At 46.8% G+C, this 18,125-nt stretch carries 21 protein-coding genes; 8 read left to right on the top strand and 13 right to left on the bottom strand.

Annotated elements, in window-relative coordinates:
* Window positions 1–80 precede the first annotated feature (80 nt).
* The 5 genes from ACFQ1C_RS07025 to coaBC form a co-directional block, all read right to left on the bottom strand.
* Complete coding sequence (locus tag ACFQ1C_RS07025; protein WP_379557890.1) at window positions 81–2,069, bottom strand: LTA synthase family protein; 1,989 nt, start codon at window positions 2,067–2,069, stop codon at window positions 81–83.
* A gap of 92 nt (window positions 2,070–2,161) precedes the next feature.
* Entirely contained in the window at window positions 2,162–3,016 is an 855-nt protein-coding gene (gene mscS / locus ACFQ1C_RS07020; protein ID WP_379557889.1) for a small-conductance mechanosensitive channel MscS, read from the bottom strand.
* Window positions 3,017–3,050: 34 nt separating this feature from the next.
* A complete protein-coding gene (gene slmA / locus ACFQ1C_RS07015; protein ID WP_379557888.1) occupies window positions 3,051–3,659 on the bottom strand; it encodes a nucleoid occlusion factor SlmA in 609 nt (202 codons plus the stop codon).
* A 17-nt stretch (window positions 3,660–3,676) separates the two neighbouring features.
* Window positions 3,677–4,132, bottom strand: a complete 456-nt coding sequence (gene dut, locus ACFQ1C_RS07010) for a dUTP diphosphatase (RefSeq protein WP_379557887.1) — start codon at window positions 4,130–4,132, stop codon at window positions 3,677–3,679.
* A complete protein-coding gene (gene coaBC / locus ACFQ1C_RS07005) occupies window positions 4,113–5,351 on the bottom strand; it encodes a bifunctional phosphopantothenoylcysteine decarboxylase/phosphopantothenate--cysteine ligase CoaBC (RefSeq protein WP_379557886.1) in 1,239 nt (412 codons plus the stop codon). The genes dut and coaBC overlap by 20 nt, the downstream gene beginning before the upstream one ends.
* A gap of 315 nt (window positions 5,352–5,666) precedes the next feature.
* Between coaBC and radC the strand changes: the two genes are divergently transcribed.
* The 3 genes from radC to rpmG all read left to right on the top strand — a co-directional run bounded on the left by radC (window position 5,667) and on the right by rpmG (window position 6,890).
* On the top strand, window positions 5,667–6,341 hold the full coding sequence (gene radC, locus ACFQ1C_RS07000; RefSeq protein WP_379557885.1) for a RadC family protein: 675 nt from the start codon (window positions 5,667–5,669) through the stop codon (window positions 6,339–6,341).
* Between the two features lie 133 nt (window positions 6,342–6,474).
* Window positions 6,475–6,711 (top strand): 50S ribosomal protein L28, encoded by a 237-nt coding sequence (gene rpmB, locus ACFQ1C_RS06995; RefSeq protein ID WP_379557884.1) that lies wholly within the window; start codon window positions 6,475–6,477, stop codon window positions 6,709–6,711.
* 11 nt (window positions 6,712–6,722) lie between these two features.
* On the top strand, window positions 6,723–6,890 hold the full coding sequence (rpmG, locus tag ACFQ1C_RS06990) for a 50S ribosomal protein L33 (RefSeq protein WP_087036289.1): 168 nt from the start codon (window positions 6,723–6,725) through the stop codon (window positions 6,888–6,890).
* 47 nt (window positions 6,891–6,937) lie between these two features.
* Here the strand turns inward: rpmG and ACFQ1C_RS06985 are convergent, their stop codons facing one another.
* Both ACFQ1C_RS06985 and ACFQ1C_RS06980 read right to left on the bottom strand, forming a co-directional pair.
* On the bottom strand, window positions 6,938–7,495 hold the full coding sequence (locus tag ACFQ1C_RS06985; RefSeq protein WP_379557883.1) for a rhodanese-like domain-containing protein: 558 nt from the start codon (window positions 7,493–7,495) through the stop codon (window positions 6,938–6,940).
* 18 nt (window positions 7,496–7,513) lie between these two features.
* Entirely contained in the window at window positions 7,514–7,954 is a 441-nt protein-coding gene (locus ACFQ1C_RS06980) for a hypothetical protein (protein ID WP_379557882.1), read from the bottom strand.
* Between the two features lie 182 nt (window positions 7,955–8,136).
* Between ACFQ1C_RS06980 and mutM the strand changes: the two genes are divergently transcribed.
* The gene (gene mutM / locus ACFQ1C_RS06975) at window positions 8,137–8,982 is read left to right on the top strand and encodes a bifunctional DNA-formamidopyrimidine glycosylase/DNA-(apurinic or apyrimidinic site) lyase (RefSeq protein ID WP_379557881.1); all 846 of its coding nucleotides are present in this window, start codon (window positions 8,137–8,139) and stop codon (window positions 8,980–8,982) included.
* A 308-nt stretch (window positions 8,983–9,290) separates the two neighbouring features.
* Here the strand turns inward: mutM and coaD are convergent, their stop codons facing one another.
* Window positions 9,291–9,773, bottom strand: a complete 483-nt coding sequence (gene coaD / locus ACFQ1C_RS06970) for a pantetheine-phosphate adenylyltransferase (protein WP_379557880.1) — start codon at window positions 9,771–9,773, stop codon at window positions 9,291–9,293.
* A gap of 79 nt (window positions 9,774–9,852) precedes the next feature.
* Between coaD and ACFQ1C_RS06965 the strand changes: the two genes are divergently transcribed.
* The gene (locus ACFQ1C_RS06965) at window positions 9,853–10,872 is read left to right on the top strand and encodes a glycosyltransferase family 9 protein (protein ID WP_379557927.1); all 1,020 of its coding nucleotides are present in this window, start codon (window positions 9,853–9,855) and stop codon (window positions 10,870–10,872) included.
* On the opposite strand, the gene ACFQ1C_RS06960 is transcribed toward ACFQ1C_RS06965, so the two are convergent.
* Entirely contained in the window at window positions 10,841–11,620 is a 780-nt protein-coding gene (locus tag ACFQ1C_RS06960; protein WP_379557879.1) for a glycosyltransferase family 2 protein, read from the bottom strand. The genes ACFQ1C_RS06965 and ACFQ1C_RS06960 overlap by 32 nt on opposite strands.
* On the bottom strand, window positions 11,617–12,681 hold the full coding sequence (locus ACFQ1C_RS06955) for a glycosyltransferase family 9 protein (RefSeq protein ID WP_379557878.1): 1,065 nt from the start codon (window positions 12,679–12,681) through the stop codon (window positions 11,617–11,619). Before ACFQ1C_RS06955 ends, ACFQ1C_RS06960 begins: the two co-directional genes overlap by 4 nt.
* Window positions 12,682–12,768: 87 nt before the next feature.
* On the opposite strand from ACFQ1C_RS06955, the gene ACFQ1C_RS06950 reads away from it, so the two are divergent.
* A complete protein-coding gene (locus ACFQ1C_RS06950) occupies window positions 12,769–13,479 on the top strand; it encodes a 3-deoxy-D-manno-octulosonic acid kinase (RefSeq protein ID WP_379557877.1) in 711 nt (236 codons plus the stop codon).
* Window positions 13,480–13,685: 206 nt separating this feature from the next.
* Here ACFQ1C_RS06950 and waaA read toward each other — a convergent pair whose 3' ends face one another.
* Entirely contained in the window at window positions 13,686–14,942 is a 1,257-nt protein-coding gene (waaA, locus tag ACFQ1C_RS06945; protein ID WP_379557876.1) for a lipid IV(A) 3-deoxy-D-manno-octulosonic acid transferase, read from the bottom strand.
* Window positions 14,943–14,945: 3 nt separating this feature from the next.
* Window positions 14,946–16,001 (bottom strand): lipopolysaccharide heptosyltransferase II, encoded by a 1,056-nt coding sequence (waaF, locus tag ACFQ1C_RS06940; protein WP_379557926.1) that lies wholly within the window; start codon window positions 15,999–16,001, stop codon window positions 14,946–14,948.
* Window positions 16,002–16,076: 75 nt separating this feature from the next.
* Between waaF and ACFQ1C_RS06935 the strand changes: the two genes are divergently transcribed.
* Entirely contained in the window at window positions 16,077–16,727 is a 651-nt protein-coding gene (locus ACFQ1C_RS06935; RefSeq protein WP_379557875.1) for a DUF1796 family putative cysteine peptidase, read from the top strand.
* Window positions 16,728–16,987: 260 nt separating this feature from the next.
* Window positions 16,988–17,608 carry a hypothetical protein gene (locus ACFQ1C_RS06930; RefSeq protein ID WP_379557874.1) on the top strand — a complete coding sequence of 207 codons (621 nt, stop codon included), beginning with the start codon at window positions 16,988–16,990 and terminating at the stop codon, window positions 17,606–17,608.
* A gap of 298 nt (window positions 17,609–17,906) precedes the next feature.
* On the opposite strand, the gene ACFQ1C_RS06925 is transcribed toward ACFQ1C_RS06930, so the two are convergent.
* On the bottom strand, window positions 17,907–18,125 hold the full coding sequence (locus ACFQ1C_RS06925) for a hypothetical protein (protein ID WP_379557873.1): 219 nt from the start codon (window positions 18,123–18,125) through the stop codon (window positions 17,907–17,909).

The following is an 18,125-nucleotide window of genomic DNA, read 5'->3' as shown; positions in this document are numbered from 1 at the left end:
CCGTAATGATATGAAACCGTGGCTTGGTAAGTCCAGCCAAAAGGGTAACGATTATTTGCATTTGCAGACCCTAGTGTCGCTTACGGGGTGCTGCCTTTAACTTGCTGATTAATATGCCAGCGTAGCAACTGCGGATAGGCGGCGATGCGCGCTGCCTGCTTAGGGGCCACCGGTTGCACCGGTTCATTGTCTAGCAACAAAGAATCTGATGTTAGCCACGGATAGAATACTGGTGGGTCATTTAATACATAGGCCCCTTGTTGGTCTATCCATAACAAGACGTTGTAGCCAAAGGCGCGAGCGGCATCGTCTTGGGGAGCCAGCATATTGCGCCCGCCCAAGGCTAAGTACGGCTGCTGCGATAAGCTGTAATGATACAAGGTAGGCATAATATCTTTGTGCGAACCGACCCTCAGCTGGTCAAAGCGCCAATCGAGGCTATCAAGAATAGGCTTTGGTACATAAAGGTAAAAAGGCACCCCACGATCCAACACTTGTTCATTAGGGTAAAACGCCTTAATACGGCGCATTTGATGGTCGCCCGTGGCCGCAATAAGAGTACGGTTTGCTAAGCTTGAGTCTTTTATGTGGTCGATAAAGCCGCCTAAGGCATCGGCGGCATATTGAAACGTCGTTAAAATTTCGTATGGCTCTATAGACCCTGCTTCAATATGTTGTGCATATTGCGGCGTAATGGTGATCGGTTTCGGACTATAAGTATTGGGAGTGACGTAGGGTGGGTGATTGGTCACCGTCAAAATACTGATAAACAGCGGTTGTTCAGACTCAGCTAATAAAGTTTCCGCTAAACGATAGGCATATTCGTCTGGCAGGCCCCAGTCGGTCATGTATTGCTCTGCTTCTGGATAATAATCCAACAGCGCGTTTTGATCATAAACCGCATCTACTCCCTGCAGTGGTAGATAGTTAACCAAATTACGCCACATCATATTACCAGGAGAGATGAAAATATTGCGATAACCGGCTTTGTTATAAATATCGAAGGGAGTGTCTAGGTCAATATGTTGGGCCGATGAATGGCTGATATTTTGTACTGGGCTGTTGAAGAATAACGCGGCCAATGATGGTGCTGTGCCATTGTCTTGTGATAAAAAACGGGTAAACAAGAAATCGTCAGCAAAATGCGGGCGTAGTCGGCCCAACAAGTCATTGTTGCTTGGTTGATCAAACGCCAACATATTACTGCCTAAGCTTTCCATCATTGCCAGCACCACATGAGGTGGCTGCTGCGCTAGGTAGTCGTTGCTTTGCGTGTGTCCGTTGAGTGATGCAAAGTTTAAAGTGTGTAGTAGCTGTTGGCCTTGTTGCTGGCTTACGGTCGTAAACTGTACGTCTCTTTTTTTATCTTTCCATGCCCAGTCGAGTGCCATTAGCGCATTCGGCGTTAACTGATTAAGTACCGATAATTCTGACACTTGTGCATTGCCACGGCGCAGTGGAAAGGTGCCGACGCTGCCGCGTGCAAACACGAACACTAGGCTGACGCCTATGAGTACATACACCACAAAAAAAGCCCAAGGCATGGGGCGCTTACGTGGCGCCAATCGCAGCTGATAATAGACCAGCAAAGCAGGAATAGCGGCGGCCAGCAGGGCTAATAAGCTGGCGCTAATCACTGGATAATCTTGGCCCATATTGGCTAATACGGCCGAGGTATCATCTTCAAAAAGACCAAATGCGAACACATCAAAATGATGGTGATAAGTTTGGTAGTAATAAAAATTACCAATGGCCGCAGCCGCCACAATGAGACTGACTAAAGCAATAAATAGCGGCGCTAAGCGTCGCCAAACTTGCCAACTGTTATGCCAAGCGGCCAGCAGTAAGCCTGATAATAGCAAGGGTGCCAAGGCCATACCGGCAATGCGCAAATCGTATCGTATTCCCGTGACCCACATACGGCGCACATCATCAGCTTGCCCGACTAATGTCTGCGGATCTGCAAATTGCTGAAACATCAGATAGCGAGCACCTAACAGGATCAGCACCAGCCAGGCAACCTGCAGCCAAAGCAGGCGAAACAATAGACGAATACGAGTTTGGTACATAGTGGGCCTAGGCTAAAAATAGAGCGGTTATGATAGGTATTATTCATAAAAAAAGCCGCAGATTCGCGGCTTTTCTACTGCATGCAACGAGCTTATGCTACATCGTTTTTGATTAAGTGCACATCCATTTGCGGGAAAGGGATGCCGATGTTATTGGCGTCTAATTCGTTTTTAATTTTCTCTAATAAATCAAACTTAAGAGCCCAATAATCACCAGCTTCAACCCAAGGGCGGACAATAAAGTCGACCGAAGATGCACCTAGATTACTGACCGCAATTCGGCACTCGGGCTCTTTAAGTACCCGAGGGTCTGCATTGATGATGCGCGTTAGTACCTCTTTAGTCAGCTTTAAGTCGGCGCGGTAAGACACGCCAATGACCAAGTCGAGCCGTCGGGTTTTCTCTTTAGAATAGTTGATGATGTTGTCGTTCAGGATCTTGGCGTTGGGCACCACTATCATGCGATTGTCCGCTGTCATTAAAATGGTGGTGAAAATCTGTACCGACTGCACGGTGCCGGCGGTGCCGCCTGCTTCCACATAATCACCGGCCTTGAAGAAACGAAATCCTATCAACAACACGCCGGCAGCAAAGTTAGACAGGGAGCCCTGTAGTGCTAAGCCAACCGCTAGACCTGCGGCACCAATAATGGCGATAAAAGAGGCGGTTTGCACGCCTACTCGGCCCAGAGCAGCAATAATAACGAAGGCCAGCAGACCATACTTGATGAGGCTGGTCACGAAATCGGAGATAGTAGTATCTACGTTGCGCTTTTTCATCACTGAGTTAACGCCGCGAGTGAGCATGCCCACTGCGATAAAGCCGATGACCAGAGTCAGAATCGCCGCGGCAATATTCACCGCATAGTGGATAATCAGCTCTTGGTTGTTACTGATCCAGCTTTGAGCCTGATTGACGATATCTGGACTGAGAATGTCTGTTTCCATCAGTTTATCTCTCTATGTATAGGGTGATCGGCCATTAAGACTCTATGGCCAGAGTGGTTAATTGTGTCAGCAGTAGCTGCCAGTGCTGTTCAAAGTGTAAGGTCGGCTTAAGGCGAAACTGACTGCGGACATATTGATTAATACGCCCTTCAATGTAGGCCAAGAGTAGGTTGGCCAGTACTTTCTCGTCGGCTGCAAAGCCCTCGCCTTCGTATAGCCGGCGCTCGCGCATAACCTGCTTGAATTGAACATCAAGCCGTTCAAATAGCTGGTTGATACGTGCCAGTAATCGCTCGTGTTCACCTTGTAAGGCGTCACCATTAAGCAGGCGAGTGATTCCGGGATTACGTTCACAAAAGCCCAAAATCAGCTGCATGATATAGCGCAATCGCAAGGCGCTGTCTTTTTCATCTTGCAAAATCAGATTAATGCGAGAGAAGAGTGTTTCTTCAATAAAGTCGATTAATCCCTCAAACATCCGTGCTTTGCTAGGAAAGTGTCGATAGAGTGCCGCCTCGGATACGCCCACTTCTGCCGCTAGCTTGGCGGTGGTAATACGCTGTCCGGGGCTTGTCTCTAACATGTGCGCCAGTGCTTGTAGAATTTGTTCGCGTCGATTTTTTTTAATTTGGGTATTGGCCATAGATACGCTTAACTCGGTTATTGGCGACCGGAAGAACCGAAACCGCCTTCTCCCCGCTCACTGTGGTTAAATTCATTAACGAGCGTAAATTGGGCCTGCACGACCGGTAAAATAACTAGCTGTGCAATGCGCTCACCAGGTTCTATGGTGAACGGCGTTGACCCTCGATTCCAGCAAGACACCATTAACTGACCTTGATAATCAGAGTCAATTAGGCCCACCAGATTGCCTAATACTATGCCGTGTTTATGGCCAAGACCAGAGCGCGGTAATATGGTGGCGCACAGGCCTGGGTCTGCAATATGAATGGCTAGGCCTGTAGGCAGTAGTTGCGTATCGCCAGGAGCTAAAGTCAGAGAGGCGTCTAGGCAGGCGCGTAAGTCTAAACCGGCAGAGCCGGGAGTTGCATAGGCAGGTAGAGGGAAATCGGTACCTACGCGGGGGTCAAGAATTTTAAGCTCTATGGGTGTCATGGTATTTTTCTGCAATTAGAGTAATAAGATGAGTGGCTAGCTGGTGTTTGTCTGCCAACGGTAATTCAGTGTGACCGTTAGGCCAAAATACGGTTAGCGCATTATTATCGCTATTAAAGCCTTGGCCCAACGCAGCCACATTGTTAGCCGCAATCATATCAAGTTTTTTACGCTTAAGTTTATCTTGGGCATAGTGCGCTAGATCTTGAGTTTCGGCGGCAAAACCGACAGTAAACGGTTTGCTGGTGAGTGCTGCCACCTCCGCCACAATATCGGGATTTTTGGTCAACTCGATGATCATTTCATCGCGCTGTGTTTTTTTAATTTTGTGCTCAGACACCACCTTTGGTGCGTAGTCTGCCACGGCGGCACAGGCGATAAAAATGTGTTGCTGTGCAATTTCTTGCATTACTGCGGCATGCATTTGTGCCGCACTTTCTACATTAACTCGGGTCACTCCTACAGGAGTGATTAGCGTAACGGGGCCACTGACTAAGGTAACATCAGCTCCCAGTTGCTTGGCGGCCGCTGCCAACGCAAAGCCCATTTTGCCCGAGCTGTGGTTAGAAATAAAACGTACCGGATCCAGCGCTTCTCGAGTAGGCCCTGCGGTTAGCATCAGCTTAACGCCTGCTAACAGTTGTGCCTTCGGCTGCGCCGCTGGTGGCGAAAGCGGTGTAAAATGCTGTTCGATAAGCGCCACTAGCTCCATGGGCTCCAGCATACGGCCAAGGCCGGTATCGCCACAGGCCTGAGCACCAAGGGCAGGCCCCCATACCAAGGTGTGGCGCTGCGCTAGCAGGGTTAAATTATGCTGAGTGGCGGGGTGGCGATACATCTGCTGGTTCATAGCAGGCGCCACGGCTACGAGAGCGGGGGTGGCTAGGCACAGGGTGGTTAATAGGTTGTCTGCAAGCCCTGCCGTTAATTTGGCCAAGGTGTTGGCGCTGGCGGGGGCAATTAATATTAAATCGGCCCACTTAGCCAGTTCAATATGGCCCATACCCGCTTCAGCAGCCGGATCTAATAAGGCATCAGATACCGGCTCACCCGAGACGGCTTGTAAGGTCAGCGGCGTAATAAATGCTTTGGCCGACTCGGTCATCACCACACGTACCTCGGCGTGACGCTCTTTAAGACGGCGTACCAACTCGGCACTTTTATAGGCTGCGATACCGCCACTTATACCAATTAAAATGCGTTTTCCTGTTAATGACATTACTGTTTTCCACCCGCTGACAGAGTGGCAAGATTATCATAAAAAAACGGCTTTGGCGGTGATTGCCTAGCTTTAGACTAGGCTTAATTGTAATGCTGCCTTGGCAGCTGCGAGCGACAGATACCTTAAAATCTAAGAGCTATTTTGCCACGGAATCCACAGATGCAGAGCGACAGAGTAAAGCGAAAACATATTTTTATTATAAGATCTTAATCATCAATTATTTTGAATCTTAATTTTCCGTGTGAGTCGGTTTATTCCGTGGCGAAGAGATCTTTAATCTTTTAACTGCACAATAACCACATGGAGGTGGAGATGAGTATTAAAGATTGGCCCCTGCAAGAGCGCCCGCGCGAAAAGCTACTCAGTCGTGGGCCAAGCAGTTTATCTGATGCAGAGTTGCTGGCCATTTTTCTACGCACCGGCGCTAAGGGCATGGATGCAGTTAGTTTGGCGCGCACATTACTAAATGAGTTTGGCTCGTTGCGTCAGTTGTTAATGGCAGATCAACAGAGTTTTTGTGCGGGACCAGGGCTGGGATTAGCGAAGTATGTTCAGCTGCAAGCCAGCCAGGAGTTAATGCGACGATTTTTAGATGAAAAACTCATTCGTGAAAATGCCCTCACTAGCCCCGAGCTAACGCGGGAATTTTTACAAGCGCGATTGCGTGATCAGCCCCGAGAAGTATTCGCCTTATTATTATTGGATAATCAGCACAGGGTGATGGAGTTTCACGAATTATTTTTTGGTACGGTAGACGCAGCTGCGGTTTATCCACGTGAAATTGTCTCTCTGGTGCTAAAACGGGGTGCTGCGGCGGTGATTTTGGTGCATAATCATCCATCCGGCGTCGCCGAGCCCAGTCGAGCCGACCGCATGATTACCGAACGCATTCAATCAGCCCTTGGGTTGTTAGATATACGCGTGCTGGACCATCTAGTGGTGGGTGATGGTGAAACCGTTTCTTTTGCCGAGCGTGGCTGGCTTTAATGGCTGCGATTTTGGTTTTTTTATTGATCTTTAGCTCGGTATGCTGTATAAATTGCCGCCTTATTTTGCCCCGATAGACGGCCAACGGGGTGATTAATTGCTCGAGCAAAAGTAAGTATTGGAGAAGACTGACATGTCTAAAGTATGCCAAGTAACTGGTAAGCGGCCAGCTGTTGGTAACAACCGCTCTCACGCCAAAAACGCTACCAAGCGTCGTTTCCTGCCTAACCTACAAACTCACCGTTTTTGGGTAGAAGGCGAGAAGCGTTTTGTAAAACTGCGCGTTACCACTAAAGGTATGCGTACTATCGACAAAAATGGTATCGAAGCTGTCTTAGCTGACATTCGTGCCCGTGGCGAAAAAGTTTAAGGAGTTAACCAATGGCTAAAGGTATTCGCGAGAAGATCCGCCTGAACTCAAGCGCTGGTACTGGTCACTTCTACACCACGACCAAGAACAAGCGTAACATGCCTGAAAAAATGGAAATCAAAAAGTTTGATCCCGTTGTACGTCAGCATGTAATGTATAAAGAAGGCAAAATCAAATAAGATTTTGCACTCTCAAAAAACCCGGCCTCGGCCGGGTTTTTTTATTTTTATTTACCGCTACGATAAATTTTGTCGGAATTGGCTTTGCTCTGCCAAGGTAGGTTGGAGTTCTGCCAACCATTCTGCGTACGAAAACCCTTCTGTTCGCCTTCTTTGATGCTACTCCCTTGGAAGCCATCTACCACATAGCGTGCGTTTTTAAAGCCGTGCTCTCTTAAAAATTCCGCACTGGGCAAACCGCGTTCGCTGCCTGAGCGGCACATGGTGATAATAGTGGCGTCTTTATCGAGTCCCTTTGCGGCCAGTGCTGCTTCTACCTGACTGACAAAGTCTGGATTGCGTTCCATACGAAAACGTTGCTGTTCCTCTTGCCACTCATTTCTATCGACCATTAAATAAGGAATGTTCTGGTCTACGGCATCACTAAAACCAATGAACATAATCTCAACCGGATCACGTACATCAATAAACAGCACCTTATTTTCTGGTTGCTGGGTTAGCTGATAGGTGGCTTGTGGGGTAATTCCTATCTCATTAGCAAGTGCCTGTGCACTGCCGCCAAATAACGCGGCAGAGAGTAGTACAGAAGAAAGTAACTTTTTCATTATTAACCTCTTGAGTCATTAAAAATTAAACACGCGGGTATTGATATTGGTCATTTGCTGCGCAATATCGGCTGGCATAGCCACGCCAACACCGGCGCGTAACTGGTCTTTATTATGCGTGCTGTTGGGCAAATACAGCGCACACACATCAACTTTAGCGCCTGCTTGCTGTAACTTTGCTAACAGTTGTTCTGGAGTTACCCCTTTAGGCTGCAAGACAGCGCTTTGGGTTTCTTGTAGTGCTAAATCTCCTGCTTTATCACACAGCAAAATATTGATGCTAGTGCCTTGGGCTTGCATAGCGCTGGCGAGCACCATGGCCATGCCTTGAGTTTGCAAAGAGCCGCTATTAACAATGACCAGCGCGTCTTTAATATTTGGAGTGTGTTCTTGAGCTTGAGCGCCAGTGGTGAGAAGTGCGGTGCCGAGGGCGAGTGTGGCGAGCCGTTTGTTTTTCATACACAGATCCTTTTGTTGATGACGACAACTTTAATTAGATTAGTCTAATATTTGTGTGGCGCCAAGTATTTCCTTGTTCGCTTCGGGTGATTTGAGTGCTGGACTTACTTTTTGCACCGATGCTGTGTACAGGAGATTTTGGCAATCAGGTATACTGACGCCCAGCCGATAGGAGAGTGTACATGCCGGAATTACCAGAAGTAGAAGTTAGTCGCCAAGGGATCACCCCGTTTATGCTGGGCGAAACCGTAATGCGAGTAGTGGTGCGTAACGCTAGCCTGCGTTGGCCAATACCTGCGGAGATTCAGGAGCTGGTGGGTTTAAGCATTACTGGTATTCGACGCCGAGCCAAGTATCTGCTGCTAGAAACTGACTGGGGAACCGCCATCTTGCATTTGGGCATGTCGGGCAATTTAAAAGTACTTCCCCATGGCAGTCCCGCCGGCAAACACGACCATGTAGATATTGAGTTAGGCAATGGTAAGCTGCTGCGCTTAAATGATCCCCGCCGTTTTGGTTGTCTACTCTGGACCAGAGAACCCGCAGAGCAGCATGCGTTGCTGGCCAAGCTGGGGCCTGAGCCGCTAACCGATGACTTTGATGGTGAGCACCTATATGAGCGCAGTCGCAAGCGTAAAATTGCGGTTAAGCAGTTTATTATGGATAACCACGTGGTGGTGGGGGTGGGGAATATTTATGCTAACGAATCTTTGTTTAGCGCCGCTATTCACCCGCAGCGTGCCGCAAATGAGATCAGTCAAGTGCAGTACTTGGCATTAACTGATGAAATAAAAAAAGTGTTGGCGCGTGCTATCACTCAGGGCGGCACCACCTTAAAAGACTTTACTGGCAGTGACGGCAAGCCCGGCTATTTTGTACAAGAACTACAAGTGTATGGCCGAGCGGGGCAACCTTGCTCCGCTTGCGGCGGCCTGTTACAAGAAGTACGAATGGGCGGACGCAGCACCGTATTCTGCCCGCTGTGCCAGCCGAAGAATAGCGCCCAGCGCCCAGCACCAAGCGCCTAGCTCAACAAAAGGCTACAGACTTCTTCGCCACGACTCTTTGCTACGAGAAGCACGGCTCTTTATTTATGAGCAGCACGGAAAATAGAGATCAGATCGGAAAGGTAGTTTTGTAGGGGCTATTTCAATCGACCAAAAACCGGTCCAATGAATTGGACCTACAAAACCGCTGCGAATGGCTTGCTCTTACCAATAAGATCTCTTGGTCCCTTGCGCTCTTATCTCAACTTAATTTTTTCGTGCGTTCCGTGTTCTTCCGTTGCAAAAAATGGTTTTGGTATATTGTACTAGCTTGGAGCATGCCGCTGAGCTTAGGACGCTATCTTCAAGCTAATGGCCTTAGTCACAGCTTCGGGCACAAATTGGCTGATGTCGCCGCCGTGGCGGGCAACTTCTTTGACCAGAGAGGAAGAAATAAATGAGTTCTCTTGCGCAGGAGTAAGAAACACACTTTCTAGCTCCGGCATTAAGCGCCGATTCATATTAGCCAGCTGAAACTCATACTCAAAGTCGGAGACGGCACGTAAACCTCGGATCAGTACCTTGGCTTGGTGCTGCTTGGCAAAGTCGACCAACAGGCCCGAGAAGCCCACTACACGCACATTACCCAGCGAGCGGGTGACCGCGGTGACTAAAGCAACGCGTTCCTCCAAGTCAAACATGGGCTGCTTGCTGGAGCTAAAGGCCACGCCGACGATCACCTCGTCGAATAACAATGAAGCGCGCTCAATTAAATCTAAATGGCCATTGGTAATGGGATCGAAGGTGCCGGGATAAATGACCCTAGTACTCATATTGCGTCCTTATTAACAAACGATAGAGAAATTTTAAGATAGAATAGTACCGTATAACGGCCAGTGGGAGAGCGAAGTGATAAAACGAGTATTGGTAGTACGTAACGATAAAATTGGTGACTTTATGCTGGCGTGGCCGGCATTCGCCATGCTTAAAGAGTCTACAGACTACCATATTACCGCCTTGGTACCCGGTTATACTCAGCCCTTGGCCGAACTGTGCCCGAGTATTGATCAGGTGATTATCGACCCCGGTAAAGAGGCAAACTCTACGGCTCAACAAGACTTACTGGAACAGCTTAAGTCTGGGGTTTTCGATGCGGTTATCTGCTTGTTCTCCAATTTTCGCAACGCCAAGTTAATGTGGCAGGCGGGAATTAAACAGCGCTGGGCACCCGCCACTAAGTTAGCACAACTGTTGTATAACCACAGGGTGACCCAGCGCCGTTCGCAATCGGCCAAGCCTGAATATGAATATAACCTAGACCTGATCCGTGCATTTCTACAGCATAATCAACTGGCCATTATTGAGCCTCAAGCGCCATATCTGAGCTTTGATAAAGACGATTTAGCGGATTTTAAAATCGCTCAAGCTCAGCAATTAGGTATCGCCGCCCAAAAGCCTTGGTTATTGGTGCACGCGGGCAGTGGTGGCTCGGCCAATAACTTATCGGTTGAACAATATGCGGATTTAACGCGTCAATTGCGCTACTTATATCCCCAGCTGCAAACCGTGCTGACCGCAGGCCCAGGTGAACAAACACTGGCGCAACAAGTGGTAGATAAAGTAGGTGAGGGCGCAGTGTTAGCTCATGATTTGGCGTTACCGGATTTTTGTCGGCTACTGGCCTGTGGCAGCCTGTTTGTCGCTGGCAGCACAGGGCCACTGCACATTGCAGCAGCATTAGACGTGCCCACAGTCGGCTTCTTTCCGTTGCGCCGCTCTGCCACGCCACTGCGCTGGCGGCCATTAAACAGCGAAGGGCGACACTTGGCTTTTCACCCACCAATTAACGCCGAAGTAGAAGATATGAGCCAAGTGGACATCAGTGAAGTGACTAAAACCGTTACTCCTTGGGCCCGCGAGTACTTGTCTTAATCCATAAGTCAGCATATTTCACAAACGTGGAATGTGCCGATAGTTGGCTCAATAATAACCCTTGTTTACCATCTAAAAAGCCGGCTTTTAAGATATACATCTTTATAAAGCAGCCCGCCGCGTGCAATGCGCCTTGGGTTAACGAGGCTTTTTTGCCTTTTTGCTGGCGCTGCTCGGCCCAAGCCGCCGCATAACCGGCAGACTTCACTAAATAATGCTCTAAGTCACGATAGGTATAGTGCAGTAAATCACCTTTGAGCTTTTTGGTTTTAATGCCTTTTTTGATGATCACTTTTTCATGCACTAATGAATCGTTATAGCCGGTGAGAGCCTTGGGATAAAGCCGCAATACACGGTCTGGATACCAACCGCAATGGCGAATAAAACGACCAAATACCCAAGATAATCGCGGCACCGAATACACGCTATTAGTTGAGGGGTTGGCGAGGACCGCCTCTATGCTGCCCTTAAGCTCGGGGGTGACGCGCTCGTCAGCATCAATCCATAACACCCAGTCCGACAGTACATGAGCCTGAGCAATCTGGCGTTGTTTACCAAAACCTGGCCAGCTGTCATTGACAAAGAATCGCGCTCCGGCGGCTTGTGCTACCGCTTGCGTCGCATCTGTGCTGCCCGAGTCCAACACCACAATTTCATCCACCCAATCCAAAGTAGCCAGGCAATCGGCTAAATTTTCTGCTTCATTTTTAACAATTAATACGGCGGCCAGCGTGGGGCGAGTGCTCATGAATTAGGGTCCTGCGTTAAGTTAAAGTCAGTGATCATGCGGTCAAACTGTGTCGTTACTTGATCGATGGTGATGCGTTGCATGGCGTTAGCGTCTTTTACTCGAGTGCGCCACGGTAACTGTTCGGCGGTTCTGCCGGTTTCTGCTAACAAGGCTTCATCGTACACGCTCACCACATAGTTGCGGCAATAATAAGGGCCGGTGCGCTTAGGGTTATGGTGGGCATATAAGCCAAGTACCGGAGTACCCATTAACGTAGCCATGTGAGTAGGGCCCGTATCAGGGGCTACGACCAAACTCGCCCCGCTAATTAACGCCAACAATTGCGGCAAACTGGTTTCACCCACCAAGTTGTTAGTGATATTAACCGTTAACTGCATAATGTTGGCGGCTAACTCTCGTTCTTGTACGGCAGGGCTGCCAATCAACATGACTTTCATGCCTTTATGATGGGCATGATCAACTAAGGCGGCATAGCCTTCGGCCGTCCAATTTTTATAGGTCTTGCTGGCGGCGGGGCAGATCAGTAGCAGTGGTTGCTCTGTTGTGTAGGTGCTGGCCCACGACAGTGCTTCTTCTGGCACGGCCAGTGACCATTGCGGCTTAACATCCGTTAATCCCAACGCTTGGCCAAATGCCATAAAGCCATCAGCTACATGCTCAGCCGAAGCACTCACTTTGTAGTTAGTAAATAGCCACTGGCCGTCTTTAGCCCGCTGTCGGTCAAACCCTAATCGGTGTTTGGCACGAATACCAAGGCTGGCAATACTGGCTCTAAGTGCTGCCTGCATATGCAGTAATACCTCAAACCGACGCCCCGCGAGCTGTCGCCATAAGGCGGAATAAGCCCCCATGCCGGCAGATTTATCGAACACAATAATTTCGACATTAGGTAACAGTTGCAGCAACTTAGCCTCAACTTTACCGGTTATCCAGGTGATTTTGGTTTCTGGCCATTGGCGCTGTATTGCCTGCACGAGGGCAATGGCATGGCAGCAGTCGCCAATGGCGGATAAGCGTAATAAACACAGGCTAGCGGGAGCCGAACCGAGCAATGCCATATAAAATCTCCAAGATCTGAGTGCAGCATTATGCAAAGGCTAGCGAGCCATGTAAAATCTGTCTTTTCGGCTTGGGTGAGGACGGCAATGAAACGCATAGAGCATGGCTCCGAGATAATCTGGTATGACCCGGAGTGTTTTGACTCATTTAAACGTGATTTTTTTGAAATTGACTACTGGCGTGAACAAGATGCTATTCGCGGTAAGGCGATAGGGCGCAATACCACCTGGTTTGTAGAAGATGGTATTAGTCACAAGGTGCTACGCCATTACTACCGTGGCGGTATGATTGGCCGCGTGATGGAAGACACCTTTCTACATGTTGCTGAGTCTAAAAGCCGTGCCATGAGTGAGTTTACCGTGCTAACCAAACTCTATCGACGCGGTTTGCCAGTTCCTCGGCCTTGTGCTGCTCGCATGGTGCGCTCGAATTTAGTGTATCGGGCCGACATCATGTTAAGTCGTATTAATAATTCCCGTGACCTAGTCGCTATTTTAAAAGAGAGAGCGCTAGATAAAAGTGAGTGGCAAACCGTGGGCAAGACCATTCGTCAGTTTCACGATGCGGGCCTCTATCATGCGGATTTAAATAGCCACAATATACTGCTTGATGATGATGGTAAGGTTTGGCTGATCGACTTCGACAAGTGCCACTTTCGTCAACCCAACACCTGGACCCGAGAAAATATGGACCGCTTGTTGCGCTCGTTTAGAAAAGAGCAAGGTTTGCATCCAGATTTTAATTGGCAAGAAGCCGATTGGCGTATATTGCTGAACAGCTATAAGTCACAAGGTTAAAATATAGCGCCCAGTCCCCCAAAATACCTTTTTGGCTTCTACTGTCTTATCAGGTTTACCCAAGCATCTTTCTTCTGTCATCGTGCTGAACTTGATTCAGCATTTAAAAGCGAGATGCTGAGGTTGCTTAGCAAGGCGGCTAAAATACAGCGCAGACAAAAGGCGGTACGCTTTGAGTTGCGCGCTTGCTGCCGTATTTGCCTCTGTCATACCCAATTATTTATATGCTGAAGCGTTTTGCTAATCGCGCCTTTGTTATTCTTTACTACATCCAATGCATGTTGACCCACTTGTAGCCGGGATGCTTTGTCTTTAAATAGGTGGTTTAATGCATCGACTAAGGTATGGCTGTCTTGCACCGTAATTAGCCCGTTATTTTCTGAAAGTCGCTGATAGATATCATTAAAATTAAAAACCGAAGGCCCCGTTAGTACAGGTTTACCCAATGCCGCTGGCTCTAGCAGATTATGACCACCACGCTCAATTAAGCTCCCCCCCACAAACGCAATATCAGCCGCTGCCAGCATCATCGGTAGCTCCCCCATGGTATCTCCCAAATATACCTGAGCGTCAGCAATCATCGCTTGAGTGCGGCGACTTAAGGTAATTTGGCGCTGGGTAATTAACTCTGCAACGTGATCGAAGCGCTGTGGGTGACGAGGCACAAGAATAAGCAAAGCATCGGGTTGCTGCGCTAACAAGAGTTTATGAGCATCTAGTAACTGTTCATCTTCCCCCGCGTGAGTCGAGGCACCAATCCATACTGGGCGAGCGATCCCTAGTTGATCGCGTAGCTGTTGCCCTTGCTGGCGTACATCATCACTGTAATCAATATCAAACTTTATCGAGCCGGTGACGCTGAGCTTGTCTTTGGCAAGGCCGAGTGTCGCAAAGCGGTCGGCATCTGCTTGATGTTGGCAAGATATATGGCTGATATTCGCCGATAACAGCTGGAATATACCGTGAAAGCGTTGATATTTCTTGGCAGATCGGGCCGACAGTCGAGCATTAAGCACCATCACGGGTAGCTGTTTACGGCCACAGGCTACCAGCCAGTTGGGCCAGAGTTCGGTTTCCATAATAAGCAATGCGCGCGGGCGAATGCGGCGTAAAAATAAAGCAATAGCCCAAGGAAAGTCCAGCGGCGCATAGCGATGCTCAATTAAGTCACCTAACTTTTCCGCCAAATCGGCACCGGTGCGCGTAGTGGTAGTCACCAATATTGGCAAGTCTGGCTGCTCGGCTTTCAGGGCCTTAATGACGGAGGTGGCGGCAATCATCTCGCCGACACTCACCGCATGTAGCCAAACTGGACTGTCTTGCCGAGAAGCGGGCACTAACCCTAAGTGTTCCGGCCAGCGGCGGCCAAAACTGGGTTTTCCCTTTTTCGGCCAATACAACAGGCCTAGCAATAGGGGGCTTAATAGGTGAATGAGTAAGTTATATAATAAGCGATAAATCATAAGTTACCGAGCGGTCACGATAAGGCGCTCTGAAGCCATCAATTGCTTGATAGCAGTAAGCACTTTTTCTGCTGGCAGCTCTTTTAGGCATTTTAAATGCCCTAATGGACACTCGCGCTTAAAACAGGGCCTACATTCAATGTCGGTATGAACGATAGCGACTCTTTTTGCCAATGGAGGGGTGTATTTAGGCGACGTTGAGCCATAAATCGCCACCAAAGGACATTTTACGGCGGCGGCAATGTGCATTAAGCCGGAGTCATTGGAAACAACTACTGAACTAAGTGCCATCAGGTCAATCGCCTGATGCAAAGAGGTCTTGCCCGCAAGAATGTGGCAATGCGCTTGCAATGCGGCGGGCAGATAATGACGAATGGCCTCGGCAACCGGAATATCTTTGGCTGAACCAAATATCCATACCTGTTGACCTTGCTCAATTTTCTGCTTGGCCACTTCGGCATAGTGCTGTTCTGGCCAGCGTTTAGAGGGGCCAAACTCGGCACCAGGGCACAAGCTTACAATCGGTTTTTCTTTGTTGAGCTTAAGCTCAACCAAGGCTTGCTGTTGATTACTTTGATCAATTTTCAATGCAGGCCAAGATATCGCCGGTATGCGGCGGCCGTCTTTCATATCCGCCTTGGAATAAGCTAGTGCCGCATAACGCTCTACCATCAGCGAAAAATCAGCCTTATTATTACGTAGGTCGTTTAATAGCCCATAGCGTGACTCACCCTTCCAGCCGGTACGTTTTTTAATACCTGCAAACAGCGGGATCAGCGCCGATTTTAAAGAGTTGGGCTGCACTATTGCCCAGTCATAATCCTCGCTTGCGAGTTGCCGCCCGAGACGAAAACGCTCGGCTAGCCTAAGGTCGCCATGCCCTAGTGGCATCACGATGGCCTTGTCTACTTCAGGCATACGCTCTAGCAGAGCACAGCACCAAGCCGGCGCCATCACATGCAGCTCAGCATCGGGATTTTGTTGCTTAAGGCTGATGTACAAGCTTTGTGACATCACCATATCGCCTACCCAAGAAGGACCTATAACTAATAGTTTCATCATCACTTATCTATCGGTGTTAGTTTGCATATAGTATCATAAACTACAGTTAGAGCTGTGATATGAGGTGATGAAATGACGATTGGAAAAGGCACTATTACTCTGAAAAAATTATTGAGTAGCAATGAGTGCGAGTTTGTCTCTCTAGGTTATAATTGCGATGTTGCGCAGCTTTTAAGATACTCTGGATTAAGAAAAAAAGCTTATCCTTTTGATTGGTGTATTACTCCAAATCGTTCTGTTATTAAAGTAATTGAAAACGACTTTAATGGATTTTTTGATTTAAATAACATTACGTTCTCTGAACCGCATAAGGCTGCTCTTTTTGAGGGTGAAGACGGACTTGTAGTTGAATCAGATAAGGTGGTTGTTACAGCATATTGTGGTAAGTATGGGATGATCTTTCCACACGATCTATTTGATGGCGACATGTATGAAGGTGTGGCAGATAAATATAATAAAAGAATAGATAGATTTTTAAACTTAACAAAAGAGAGTAAGATCGTAGTTTTTATATTTAATCCAGAAAGTGAAAGTGAAAGTGCTTTTTTTACTGAAAGTCTAAGAGCGTGTTTGAGTTTAAAGTTTTCTATGCTTGAGTTCTACGTCTATTCTCTGGATGAACTTGAAAGAGCAGTGAATCGATCTCTGAAAAGGTCTGTTCTGAAATTTTTTAATCGGAAGGCGCAACGGATTAATAAATTTTTTAGTCGTAAGTTTAATTGATAGTTGCTTTAATACATCCATAAACCTAAGTCAGGTAAATATAACATTATAAAACACTATGTTCGTAGTTGTAGGTTCAAAATTTTTATATTTTAGTTGTTTATGGATAATAAGAAGCGAAGAAATGATTGACATAAATCGTAGACGTGTAATGATTGTGAGCTTTTAAAAGCGGAGCTAGGTAAATGTTTTTTAAGATGCGATTGGACGCAGTAGTGTATAATGTATTTTGTTTTTCGAGTTTGAAATTAAAGAACAATATGGATTTTTTTAAGTACAATAATCACACAGGTGTTTCTAGTGATTTGTACCTATCTGCTAACGATAAGATTTTATTAAAGGTAGAGAACGTAAAGTATAGTATTAGTCAGCAATTTTTCCGTTGGTTTTTTAGAGATTTTTTAAGAAGAGCTTTTATATTAGGGCTTGATGCAAGAAGAGAGCATAAAGGATATCAAATAGTGAGATCAGCAGGATTAAAATCGCCTGATTTATATTGCTGGGGTGTGCCTCTGTCACCATTTAATAATATTCTTTCATTTATGATGATTGAGTATAAGGATAATTTAACTCCGGGTTTAACCTACTTTAATTCTTTGTCAGAAAGTAAGAAAGTTGAATTTATGACGATGCTAGCCGATGAGGCTGTTGTTCTAGCTAAATATGGATATGTTCATCGAGATTTTCATCTAAATAATTTTTTAGTAGAGGAAGGAGTTGGGTTGTTCTGGATAGACACACATTTTCGTAAATTGTCTATATATAAAAAAAAGAAATGGAAGCAACTGTCTTCTTCACTAATTGATAGTAAGCTTGAGGGAGAAGAAAATAAAAATATTATTCTTTCTGTGTTTAAGAAAAGTTTTGATGTTTATTCTTGAATAATTAAACTTCGCCAAGTTATTAGGTGAAAGGTTATCCACCATTTAGAGGTTGATTTTTATATTAACGTAGATTTTCTATTTTTAACTATTATTTTCATGCCTCAATACGATTTTTTCTCATTTTAAAAGCGTTCATCATCTGAGGCGAGTTACTGTATATGAATAAGGTGGTTATAATAATTGATAGACGTAAAGTTCCTTGCAGCGTACAGAGCCTTAAAAATTAATTAATTATTTGGATGTGCTTCAAAATGTATTTAACATTAAAAATCTAATGCTCCAAGTAAATGTTTTTTTATTTTTTTGCCGGGATACCAGCCGATATACTGTTGGCAGAAATACTTTTTGTAACAATAGATCCGAAACCAATTACACTGCCGCTTTCTACTGTGATGCCATTTAATATGGAAGCATTCGCTGCAATCCATACATTATTTTTTATACATATACTCTGTGGATGATTTATTTGTTTTTTACTGTCTCTATCATAAATAGGATGGCCGTCATAGGTCAT

The sequence above is a fragment of the Oceanisphaera ostreae genome (assembly GCF_042676125.1).
In the GTDB taxonomy this organism is placed as follows: domain Bacteria; phylum Pseudomonadota; class Gammaproteobacteria; order Enterobacterales; family Aeromonadaceae; genus Oceanimonas; species Oceanimonas ostreae.
Note: the sequence above shows the minus strand (reverse complement) of the source record. Positions and strands in the feature narration are given on the sequence as shown.

Coding starts and splice junctions, on each gene's coding strand:
- dut (WP_379557887.1), bottom strand. CDS start 4,132: ATGACACCCATAGAGCTTAAAATTCTTGACCCCCGCGTAGGTACCGAT.
- waaF (WP_379557926.1), bottom strand. CDS start 16,001: ATGAAACTATTAGTTATAGGTCCTTCTTGGGTAGGCGATATGGTGATG.
- ACFQ1C_RS06955 (WP_379557878.1), bottom strand. CDS start 12,681: ATGGCATTGCTCGGTTCGGCTCCCGCTAGCCTGTGTTTATTACGCTTA.
- ACFQ1C_RS06980 (WP_379557882.1), bottom strand. CDS start 7,954: ATGAAAAACAAACGGCTCGCCACACTCGCCCTCGGCACCGCACTTCTC.
- coaBC (WP_379557886.1), bottom strand. CDS start 5,351: ATGTCATTAACAGGAAAACGCATTTTAATTGGTATAAGTGGCGGTATC.
- ACFQ1C_RS06985 (WP_379557883.1), bottom strand. CDS start 7,495: ATGAAAAAGTTACTTTCTTCTGTACTACTCTCTGCCGCGTTATTTGGC.
- ACFQ1C_RS06960 (WP_379557879.1), bottom strand. CDS start 11,620: ATGAGCACTCGCCCCACGCTGGCCGCCGTATTAATTGTTAAAAATGAA.
- ACFQ1C_RS06925 (WP_379557873.1), bottom strand. CDS start 18,125: ATGACCTATGACGGCCATCCTATTTATGATAGAGACAGTAAAAAACAA.
- ACFQ1C_RS07025 (WP_379557890.1), bottom strand. CDS start 2,069: ATGTACCAAACTCGTATTCGTCTATTGTTTCGCCTGCTTTGGCTGCAG.
- ACFQ1C_RS06950 (WP_379557877.1), top strand. CDS start 12,769: ATGAAACGCATAGAGCATGGCTCCGAGATAATCTGGTATGACCCGGAG.
- mscS (WP_379557889.1), bottom strand. CDS start 3,016: ATGGAAACAGACATTCTCAGTCCAGATATCGTCAATCAGGCTCAAAGC.
- radC (WP_379557885.1), top strand. CDS start 5,667: ATGAGTATTAAAGATTGGCCCCTGCAAGAGCGCCCGCGCGAAAAGCTA.
- ACFQ1C_RS06935 (WP_379557875.1), top strand. CDS start 16,077: ATGACGATTGGAAAAGGCACTATTACTCTGAAAAAATTATTGAGTAGC.
- rpmG (WP_087036289.1), top strand. CDS start 6,723: ATGGCTAAAGGTATTCGCGAGAAGATCCGCCTGAACTCAAGCGCTGGT.
- coaD (WP_379557880.1), bottom strand. CDS start 9,773: ATGAGTACTAGGGTCATTTATCCCGGCACCTTCGATCCCATTACCAAT.
- mutM (WP_379557881.1), top strand. CDS start 8,137: ATGCCGGAATTACCAGAAGTAGAAGTTAGTCGCCAAGGGATCACCCCG.
- ACFQ1C_RS06930 (WP_379557874.1), top strand. CDS start 16,988: ATGGATTTTTTTAAGTACAATAATCACACAGGTGTTTCTAGTGATTTG.
- slmA (WP_379557888.1), bottom strand. CDS start 3,659: ATGGCCAATACCCAAATTAAAAAAAATCGACGCGAACAAATTCTACAA.
- rpmB (WP_379557884.1), top strand. CDS start 6,475: ATGTCTAAAGTATGCCAAGTAACTGGTAAGCGGCCAGCTGTTGGTAAC.
- waaA (WP_379557876.1), bottom strand. CDS start 14,942: ATGATTTATCGCTTATTATATAACTTACTCATTCACCTATTAAGCCCC.